At 67.6% G+C, this 8787-nt stretch carries 10 protein-coding genes; 7 read left to right on the forward strand and 3 right to left on the reverse strand.

From position 1 onward, the window contains the following. The 3 genes from I55_RS31005 to pcaC form a co-directional block, all read left to right on the forward strand. The coding region (locus I55_RS31005) for a lyase family protein (protein ID WP_044564591.1) at positions 1 to 672 on the forward strand (672 nt) is incomplete at its 5' end. Positions 673 to 684: 12 nt separating this feature from the next. Further along, a complete protein-coding gene (pcaD, locus tag I55_RS31010) occupies positions 685 to 1464 on the forward strand; it encodes a 3-oxoadipate enol-lactonase (protein ID WP_044564592.1) in 780 nt (259 codons plus the stop codon). Between the two features lie 13 nt (positions 1465 to 1477). After that, entirely contained in the window at positions 1478 to 1867 is a 390-nt protein-coding gene (gene pcaC / locus I55_RS31015; RefSeq protein ID WP_044564593.1) for a 4-carboxymuconolactone decarboxylase, read from the forward strand. Here pcaC and I55_RS31020 read toward each other — a convergent pair. Then, the gene (locus I55_RS31020) at positions 1864 to 2793 is read right to left on the reverse strand and encodes a LysR family transcriptional regulator (RefSeq protein ID WP_044564600.1); all 930 of its coding nucleotides are present in this window, start codon (positions 2791 to 2793) and stop codon (positions 1864 to 1866) included. The two genes, pcaC and I55_RS31020, sit on opposite strands and share 4 nt — an antisense overlap. Before the next feature lie 288 nt (positions 2794 to 3081). On the opposite strand from I55_RS31020, the gene pcaH reads away from it, so the two are divergent. From pcaH to I55_RS31040, 4 genes are all read left to right on the forward strand, one after another. Next, a complete protein-coding gene (gene pcaH / locus I55_RS31025; protein ID WP_044564594.1) occupies positions 3082 to 3819 on the forward strand; it encodes a protocatechuate 3,4-dioxygenase subunit beta in 738 nt (245 codons plus the stop codon). 3 nt (positions 3820 to 3822) lie between these two features. Continuing rightward, positions 3823 to 4413 (forward strand): protocatechuate 3,4-dioxygenase subunit alpha, encoded by a 591-nt coding sequence (gene pcaG, locus I55_RS31030; protein ID WP_044564595.1) that lies wholly within the window; start codon positions 3823 to 3825, stop codon positions 4411 to 4413. Between the two features lie 215 nt (positions 4414 to 4628). Next, positions 4629 to 6674, forward strand: coding sequence for a hypothetical protein (locus I55_RS31035; RefSeq protein ID WP_148294070.1), 2046 nt, complete (start codon positions 4629 to 4631; stop codon positions 6672 to 6674). Positions 6675 to 6743: 69 nt separating this feature from the next. Further along, positions 6744 to 7682: a hypothetical protein gene (locus tag I55_RS31040; RefSeq protein WP_044564597.1), complete on the forward strand. Its 939-nt coding sequence runs from the start codon at positions 6744 to 6746 to the stop codon at positions 7680 to 7682. Positions 7683 to 7770: 88 nt separating this feature from the next. On the opposite strand, the gene I55_RS37485 is transcribed toward I55_RS31040, so the two are convergent. Both I55_RS37485 and I55_RS31050 read right to left on the reverse strand, forming a co-directional pair. Then, complete coding sequence (locus tag I55_RS37485; RefSeq protein ID WP_159107310.1) at positions 7771 to 7926, reverse strand: hypothetical protein; 156 nt, start codon at positions 7924 to 7926, stop codon at positions 7771 to 7773. A 207-nt stretch (positions 7927 to 8133) separates the two neighbouring features. Then, the gene (locus I55_RS31050) at positions 8134 to 8544 is read right to left on the reverse strand and encodes a DP-EP family protein (protein ID WP_044564599.1); all 411 of its coding nucleotides are present in this window, start codon (positions 8542 to 8544) and stop codon (positions 8134 to 8136) included. Positions 8545 to 8787: the final 243 nt, after the last annotated feature.

Raw genomic sequence — 8787 nt, forward strand, 5'->3', positions numbered from 1 at the left:
GGCCATCGCGACCGGCTGGTGGCGCTGGGTGGCGCGTTGGGCCTGGTGGCCGGCGTGCTGGGCAAGATGGCCCGCGACCTGTCGCTACTGATGCAGACGGAGGTGGGGGAGGCGTTCGAGCCGGCGGAGCGGGGCAAGGGCGGGTCGTCCGCCATGCCGCACAAGCGCAACCCCGTGGCCTGCGCCGTGGCGCTGCAGGCGGCCACCCGCGTGCCGCCCCTGGTGGCCACCCTGTTCGCGGCCATGCCGCAGGAGCAGGAGCGCGGCCTGGGCGGTTGGCACGCGGAGTGGGAGACGCTGCCGGAGATCTTCCGCCTGGTGGGCGGCAGCCTGCGGGTCATGGCCGACGCCATGGCCGGGCTGGAGGTGGACGCCGCCCGCATGCGCGCCAACCTGGACATCACCCGCGGCCTGCTGATGTCGGAATCCGTGGTCATGGCCCTGGGCGAGGCCCTGGGCCGGGGGCCCGCCCATTCCCTGGTGGAAAAGGCCAGCCGCCAGGCGGTGGCCGAGGGCCGGTCCCTGGGCGAGGTGCTGGCCACCGTGCCGGAGGTGACGGCCAACCTGACGCCGGATCAACTGGCCGCCGCCCTGGATCCCTCGACCTATCTGGGCATGGCGCCGCGGTTCGTTTCCCGGGCCCTGGCGGCCCGCTCTTCCCGCGATACATGAGGATAACCGTCTATGCCACTGATCACATTGGATGATGGCTGCCACTTGAGCTATCGCGTCGACGGTCCCGCCGATGCCCCGCCCTTGGTGCTGTCCAACTCCCTGGGTACCGCCGTGGCGATGTGGGAGCCGCAGATGGCGGCGCTGACCGAACAGTATCGCGTCATCCGCTATGACAGCCGGGGCCACGGCGCCAGTGACGCCCCCGCCGGTCCCTACACCATGGCGCGGCTGGGCCAGGATGTGCTGGGCCTGCTGGATGAATTGGACCTCTACCGCGTCCGCTTCTGCGGCCTGTCCAAGGGCGGCATGGTGGGGCAATGGCTGGGCATCAACGCTGGTCAGCGGCTGGAACGCCTGGTGCTGGCCAACACCGCCGCCTACATGGGGCCGCCCGAGAGCTGGCAGGGCCGCATGGACTTGGTGACGGCCCAGGGCATGGGCGCCGTCACCGAGGCGGTCATCGAGCGCTGGTTCACCCCCGGCTTCGTGGCCGCCGAACCGGAGGCCACGGACCGTGTGCGCCAACTGCTGCTGGCCACCAAGCCGCAGGGCTATGTCGGGTGTTGCGCCGCCATCCGCGACATGGACCAGCGGCCGCAGTTGGGCGGCGTTTCCGTGCCCACCCTGGTCATCGGTGGCACCCAGGATCCCGCCACCCCACCGGCGAAGGCTGAGGAACTGCACGCCGGTATCAAAGGCAGCCGCCTGGTCATGCTGGAAGCCGCCCATCTTTCAAATATCGAGCAGGCGGCGGCTTTCACCGCCGCGCTGCTGGACTTCCTGGCCTGAAGGACCACTCCCTATGGATGAGCAAGAGCGTTACGAGTTCGGCCTGAAGACCCGGAAGTCCGTCCTGGGCGACGCCCATGTCGACCGCGCCCTGGCCAGCCGAACGGAGTTCAACACTGAGTTCCAGGACCTGATCACCCGCTACGCCTGGGGGGAGATCTGGACGCGGCCGGCCATCGACCACACCACGCGCCGCCTGATGACGCTGTCCATGATGATCGCCCTGAACCGGGGCGACGAATTCAAGATGCACGTCCGCGCCGCCGTCCAGCACGGCGTGTCCAAGGACCTGATCAAGGAAGTGATCCTGCAGAGCGCCATCTATTGCGGCGTTCCCGCCGCCAACACCGCCTTCCACCAGGCGGCGGAGGTTTTCGCGGCGCTGGAGGCGGCGGAAGGCTAAGCCCCTTCCACCTCCCTCACCACCGCCTCCAGCTGCCCCCGCAGCCAGGCCTGGGCCGGGTCGTGCTGGCCGCGCAGGTGCCAGGCCATGTACATGCGCAAGCCCCCCGCCTCAACAGGGGCACCCGCCAGCAGGTCGGCGGGCAGGGGGGCGATGGTGAAGTCGCGCAGATCCACCTGATGCAAGCGGCTGGGCACGCAGGCCAGCAGGTCGCTGCCCCGCAGGAAGGCCGCCAGCCCGGCGAAGGTGGGCACCGACACCACCACGTCGCGGTGCAGGCCCAGGGCCTCCAGCCCCTTGTCGAAGGACAGGGGATCGGCGGTGGGGTGGATGACGGTGACGTGGCGATCGGCCAGGAATTCGGCGGCGGTGGCCGGCGCCGACCGGCGGCCGCCATCATAGACGCAGACGTAACGGTCCTCGAACAGCCGCTTCTGGATGATGTCCGTCCCCTCCGGCGGGGTGGGGGAGATCAGCAGGTCGCACCGCGCCTCACGCAGGATATCGCCCGTGGGCCGGCCGGAAGGCACGACCTGCAGGCGGAAGCCGGCCACCTGGGGCCGCACCCGGCCATACAGCCGGGGCAGCAGCAGGTCGCACTGGAAGTCGTTGGCCGCCACCGTCCAGTTCAGGCGGGCGCGGGCGGGGTCGAAGGCGGCCGCGGCCGTCAGCGCCTTCAGCCCATCCATCAGCGCGCGGGCCTGGGGGACCAGCTGGTCTGCATGCTGGGTCGGGACGATGCGCCGGCCGGATTTCACGAACAGCGGATCGCCCACCAGGCCGCGCAGGCGGTTCAGCGCGTGGCTGACGGCCGATTGCGCCATGTCCAGCCGCCGGGCGGCGGCCGAAAACGACCCTTCCTCATACACCATGACGAACAGCCGCAGCAGATGGCCGTCCACGGGCCAAGTGTTCAAGGCCCCCATGGGACGCCGCTCCAAATCATGAATCATATCGATTGATTAATGGTCATGCATGGGATTTCAAAAGCATGGAATGATACTAGGTAGGGTGAAAAATGTGGCGCCGCACTTTGCCGCATCCAATAACCAACGCGAAGACGGGCCTGAAATGACGAAAGAATCATATCGATTGATTATATGGTCATGCATGGGATTTTCAGAAGCATGGAATGATCTAGGGTAGGGGTGAAAGATGTGGGCGCCGCACTTTGCCCGCATCCGAATAACCAACCCGGGAGGACGGGGCCTGAGATGAGCGACAAAGAAAACCTGGGTGAATTCACCCGGCGTGACCGTGCCTGGCATCCGCCGGCCTACACCCCGCAGTACAAGACGTCGGTGCTGCGTTCCCCGGGCAAGGCGCTGGTGTCGCTGCGCCAGTCCATCGGCGAGCGCACCGGCCCGGTGTTTGGCCACGGTGACCTGGACCCCTTGGACAACGACCTGATCCGCAACTACATCACCACCGGCGAGGAAGCCATCGGTGAGCGCATCATCGTCCACGGCCGCGTGGTGGATGAGATGGGCCGGCCGGTGCGCAACACCCTGGTCGAGGTCTGGCAGGCCAATGCCGGCGGCCGCTACCGCCACCGCAACGACCGGTACCTGGCCCCGCTGGACCCGAACTTCGGCGGCTGCGGCCGCTGCGTCACCGATGAGGATGGGCGGTACTTCTTCCGCACCATCAAGCCGGGACCCTATCCCTGGATGAACCACAACAGCGACTGGCGCCCCTCGCACATCCATTTCTCGCTGTTCGGCAACGCCTTCGCCCAGCGCCTGGTCACCCAGATGTATTTCGAGGGCGATCCCCTGATCCCGCTGTGCCCCATCATCGGCACCATCCCCGACAAGGCGGCGGTGGACCGGCTGGTGGCCAAGCTGGACATGAACGAGATGGTGCCCTTCGACAGTCTGGTCTACCGCTTCGACCTGGTGCTGCGCGGGCGCCGCTCCACCTTCTTTGAGAACCGGCCGGAGGGGAACTGAGCCATGCCCGTTGATTATCTGAAGGAAACCCCCTCGCAGACCGGCGGACCCTATGTCCATATCGGCTGCCTGCCGGCCTTCGCCGGCCTGAACCTGCGCACCCAGGAAAAGCTGCACGTCCTGGCCGGCGGCGGCGTGCCGGGAGAGCGGATCCGCATCGAGGGCGTGGTCTATGACGGCTCCGGCCACCCGTTGCGCGATGTCATGCTGGAACTGTGGCAGGCCGACAGCACCGGCGCCTACAACGCGCCGGGCTTCCGGGGCTGGGGCCGCGTCGGCGCCGATGCGGAAACGGGGCTCTGGGCGTTCGAAACCATCCGGCCCGGCGCCACGCCCTGGGTGGACGGCCGGCCGCAGGCGCCGCATTGCTCCCTGCTGCTATTCGCGCGCGGCATCAACATCCACCTGCATACCCGCATCTATTTCGATGACCGGGCGGACGCCAACGCCGCCGACCCGGCGCTGCTGTCGATTGAGCTGGTGCACCGCCGCCAGACCCTGATCGCCGCCCGGCAGGCGGGGGACGGAATCCCCACCTTCCGTTTCGACGTCCACCTGCAGGGCGCGCGAGAGACGGTGTTCTTCGACTGCTGACCCCCCGGAACGCCCTTTGGGGTGAGAAGGGATATGGGGAAGGGCCCGGCGGCCAAGGCCGGGCCCTTCCTACATCTGGAAGGAATATCGTTTTAAAACAGTCGGTTAATTTCAGAAGAATATTGGAAGAATGCCTGTCGCCCTTCCCGGACTAGGTTTCCCCGGCCAGCCCCCGACAGGTGGGGGCGGTTTGATTCGATGGAAGGGGAATGGGCATGAACGCGACGATGCAGGCCGCCACGGCGCCCGCGGTGGCCACCCTGGGACGGGGCCGGCGCCTGCTGATGGCGCCCGGCGTTCATGCCCGCTTGCCGGCGCGCCCGCCGGCGGTCACCCGGCTGGGCCAGATCGCCCAGGCGCTGGTGGAACAGACGGTGGCGGCGACCCTCAGCCTGGCGGTCACCAGCACCCATCTGCATGCCCTGGCGCAGATGTCGGCCCCCGCCATCGTGTTCCAGGAACTGCCGCCCTTTCCCTCCCCCCTCGGGACGTCGTCGTTGCAGGCGGCGTACAACGCGTTGAGGGACCAGCTGGCGGTGTTCCGATCGGGGGCCGAGAGCTGGATCACACCCCGGCGGGGCGCGGAAATGCCCAGCGTTCTTTCGCAACTGGCATCGATGCCGCGTCTGCTGGCGGACATCACCCGCACCCTCAATGACGCCCTGGTCGGCCGCTATGGCCAGACGGCCGGTCAACCGGCCTGCACCTATTCCTTGAAGGTTTGCGAACGCGCCCTTCGGCGCCAGGGCGAGGCCGTTTCCGCCCTGCTGGCGGCGGCCAGCCAGCAGGGGCAATGGCTGGCGACCACCGCCGGCACCCTGGTTGGCGCCACGCAAACCGGCCCCCTGGGTCAGTTGTTGGCGGCCTATGGCGGCGAGGTCAAGGCGATGACCACGGCCGTGGAGCAGGCCCGGGCGGGCGTGGCCGCCGAAGCCGGCCGGATCATCGGCGCCGGCGTGGGCACGCTGTCGTCCCTGACGGCGGGGGTGGTCGGCCTGACGCTATGCTGGAACCCCCAGGGCTGGGCCATGATACCGGGCGGCGCCATCGGCATGGACGCCGATCTGGGCGCGCTGCAGGCGCAGTTGGGCAAGCTGGAGGCGCTGATCGAGGTCAAGGTCGACCGGTGGCGGCAGGAGCAGGCGGCGGCCCTGCTGCTGGCCGGCATGCGCGTGCAACTGCAGGGCGTCGCCCCCATGCTTCAGGCCACGCAGGAGGAACTGGCGGCCCTGGTCTGGCTGTTGGGCACCCTGCCGGCCGAGATGTCGAACGCCCTGGGCGCGCTGGAGGCTGGCGAACGGGAGGCGGCGCGGGAGGAGTGGAACGCGGTGATGGCCGATGCCGCCCTGTCCGACACGCCAGCCCTGCATCTATGGCCGTCCCCCACGCACCTCAGCGCCCCGTCCAAGGTGGCGGTCGCGGGGGACGACATTTTCCGCATCGGCCCGTCGGGCCGGATGTACCAGTATTGCGAAACGACCCGGTCGTGGACCGACATGAAGGAAAGCGCGCTGAGTTGCGTCAGCGACGGCTATGACCTGGTGGCCATCGACGGGGCGCCGGCCACCTCGGCCGGGTTGGGCATGACCGGCCCCTCCAGCTACCAGGTGAAGCTGTACGACCGCTTCACCCAGGCTTGGGCGGTCATTTCCACCTTTCCCGCCACCTGCGTCGCCGTGGGCGACGGTGACATCTATGCCGTGAGCCAGGCCACGGGCGACGGGCGGATCCACCGCTACAACGGCAAGGGCAAAAGCTGGACGGCGCTGCCCATGCTGCCCGGCCCCGATGTCGCCGCCCAGATCGCCGTCGCCGGCGGCGTCGTCTTCGCCCTGGCCAACAACAGCCAGACCCTCTACCGCTATAACGTCGCGCGGCAAAGCTGGGGCCGGGTGGGCCGCTTCGCCTGCCAGTCCATTCGCGCCGGTGGCGGCAAGCTGGGCATCGTCGACGCCGACAACCGGGCCTATCTCCACGACCCGGCGGCCGGCGGCGCCCCCCGGCAGGTCGGCGTCTGCGTCGGCGCGATCGCCCCCCTGTCCACCGGCGATCAACTGGCCATCGCTTCCCACCCGCCCGGCGCCCTCTGGCATATCGACACCACGGCCCAGCCACCACAGCGCACCCACCTGGCGCCGGACGCCGTGGCCGTCTTCGCCGGAGACGCCGAGTCCGCCTACTACACCGACGCCCGGGGGGCTTTCCATCGCCTCACGCTGGACGGCGCCACGGTCACCTTGCCCCCGCTGCCGGAGGCCTGAATGGGACTACGGGGGGATGCGGGGGCCGCCGATGATTGTCGGAGTGTTGCGGGGAGCGTTCCGGACAGGATGGGCGACGGCCCACCGCCCGGCGTCGTCGCCCTGTGCAACCACCTGATCCTGCTGGCGCGCGACCTGTTCGCCATCCGGTACAGTCCTCTTCCCGGCTGGGTGGCGGGCCGGGCGCCGGCGCTGGCCCTGGAGTACGGGCTGTGGCAGGCCGCCATCTGGCGCAGCCTGCATGACGGGCTGATCACCGGCGGCCTGGTCGCCCTGGCGCGGCGGTGCCGGGGGCTGCTTCCGACCCCACCGGCGGCGTTCCGGGCGGACCTAGCGGTCGCGTCGCTGTGCGCCCAATGCGATATGCTGACCAACCAACTGCTGCTGGGCGCCAGTTACATCAGCCAGCTTCAGCGCCTGGCCCGCGACCTGCCGGAGGCGGACATCCGCGCCGCCCTGGACCTGAAGGCCATCGCGGCCACCCTGCGCGCCACCCTGGCGGCGCTGTCGCCGCCGGTGGACGCGACGGTCGCGGATTGGGCAGCGGCGGGTGGTACAGGCGCCCTGGTGGTCACCCTGGTCGATGTCCTTGCCGTGGCGGCGGATAAGGACGCGATGGTGGACGGGGGAAATGGCGCGTGGCTCCCGGCCTGGGCAGTGTCACTGTGGGGGCCCGCCCCGGCATCGCCATCGCCGGCCCTGCGCGCGGCCGCGCGACCGCTGATGGACTGGTGGCGGGCGGCCGACCCCGCCACCCGCCGCGTTGGCGAACTGGCGCTGATGATCGATATGTTGACGGAAGTGACCGGACCGGGAACGGCGGCGCTGACCGCCATCGCGGCGGTCAAGGACACCTGTCAAGGCCTGGGCGTCGATGGATCGGGCGAAGCCCAGCGGCACGCCGACCTTGGCGGAGCAGCGGCGCCACGCATTGCCACTTTGGGCTGGGCCGACACCCTGGCTCGGTTGGAGGTGCGGCTTCCACCACCACGATCATCCGGTGGATGATGGGCCATTTCCTGCCGCTGCCGATCTTCCAATAAACATACGCCCCTCGGCGAGGGCGCCGAAGGGGCATGCATCGGAGAACAGTTACTCACAGGGGAGGACGCTGCCCCGGCTCGTTGATGACTTCAGGTCCGCCGGCGACGGCCATGACGTCCTCATCGGAAAGCAGGGTCACCCCGGCGAGGTGGGGGAGCCGGTCGTCCAGGTCAAGCGGGGTGCCTTCGCGGGTGGGCAAGCTGGTCATGCTGTTCGCCTCAAGGGGGTGATTGACGGACCACGAGGGGATCATTGCCCGCCGCATCAGCCAACGGGAAACCGTTAGCATTTCTGTCCGCGTTACGGGTGTCGCGCCCACCGCTGGACGCGGCCGGTTCATGTTCCGCCGACGCCGGGGCCAAATGAAAAATCCCCCTGGCGATAGCGCCAGGGGGGCGGGACCTTATAAGAACGATTATTCGCATGGGGGTCTAGGGCCAGGCTCATTAATGACCTCGGGGTCGGGGCTGACGATGGGGGCGTTGATGTTGCCCCGGGAGCGCGCGATCAAGCGAAAACCGAATGGCGTGACACCGGTATATCCGGGAAGGTTCTCGTCATGAATGGTGATGGAGGTGCGGTCGATTTTAATGGATGTGATCTGCCGGGTTGCGGCGTGCGCCTCGCTGAGGTTCACAAAGCAGAAGCTGTATTGGCCCGCGGTCTCGGGGCAGAGGGCGTAGGTGATCTTAGCGGGATTGTTGTTCGGCAGGGCGATCAGGCCCGTACTGGGATTAGTGACATCGCCTGCGTAGCTCCATACATAGTCGCCATCCTGGACCGCGATCGTGACGATCACATTAATTTCGTTAAGAGGGTCAGGCATTGTAATCCCCTATCTGGATGATTGAGACAAAGATTCGACGTAGGCTGGTTTTTGATAACCAATTTTTTTAAGCCACTCCATTTGCGGCTTCGCAAAATCATAGTTCCCGAGTTTTAAATTCGCTGAAGACCATGTGTCAAAAATATATCGATCTTTTATTCCAGAATCAATATATTTTCTATCTATTTCAATAACTTCATGGCGATTTAGCCGGGCATTGTCAAAGTCCCCAATTTCTCATGG

The organism is Azospirillum sp. B4 (genome assembly GCF_000333275.1).
Classification (GTDB): domain Bacteria; phylum Pseudomonadota; class Alphaproteobacteria; order Azospirillales; family Azospirillaceae; genus Nitrospirillum.

Excerpts from the sequence above, each read along its gene's own strand:
- I55_RS31020 (WP_044564600.1), bottom strand. The coding sequence starts at position 2,793 with ATGGGGGCCTTGAACACTTGGCCCGTGGACGGCCATCTGCTGCGGCTG.
- I55_RS31035 (WP_148294070.1), top strand. The coding sequence starts at position 4,629 with ATGAACGCGACGATGCAGGCCGCCACGGCGCCCGCGGTGGCCACCCTG.
- pcaD (WP_044564592.1), top strand. The coding sequence starts at position 685 with ATGCCACTGATCACATTGGATGATGGCTGCCACTTGAGCTATCGCGTC.
- I55_RS31040 (WP_044564597.1), top strand. The coding sequence starts at position 6,744 with ATGGGCGACGGCCCACCGCCCGGCGTCGTCGCCCTGTGCAACCACCTG.
- I55_RS37485 (WP_159107310.1), bottom strand. The coding sequence starts at position 7,926 with ATGACCAGCTTGCCCACCCGCGAAGGCACCCCGCTTGACCTGGACGAC.
- I55_RS31050 (WP_044564599.1), bottom strand. The coding sequence starts at position 8,544 with ATGCCTGACCCTCTTAACGAAATTAATGTGATCGTCACGATCGCGGTC.
- pcaG (WP_044564595.1), top strand. The coding sequence starts at position 3,823 with ATGCCCGTTGATTATCTGAAGGAAACCCCCTCGCAGACCGGCGGACCC.
- pcaC (WP_044564593.1), top strand. The coding sequence starts at position 1,478 with ATGGATGAGCAAGAGCGTTACGAGTTCGGCCTGAAGACCCGGAAGTCC.
- pcaH (WP_044564594.1), top strand. The coding sequence starts at position 3,082 with ATGAGCGACAAAGAAAACCTGGGTGAATTCACCCGGCGTGACCGTGCC.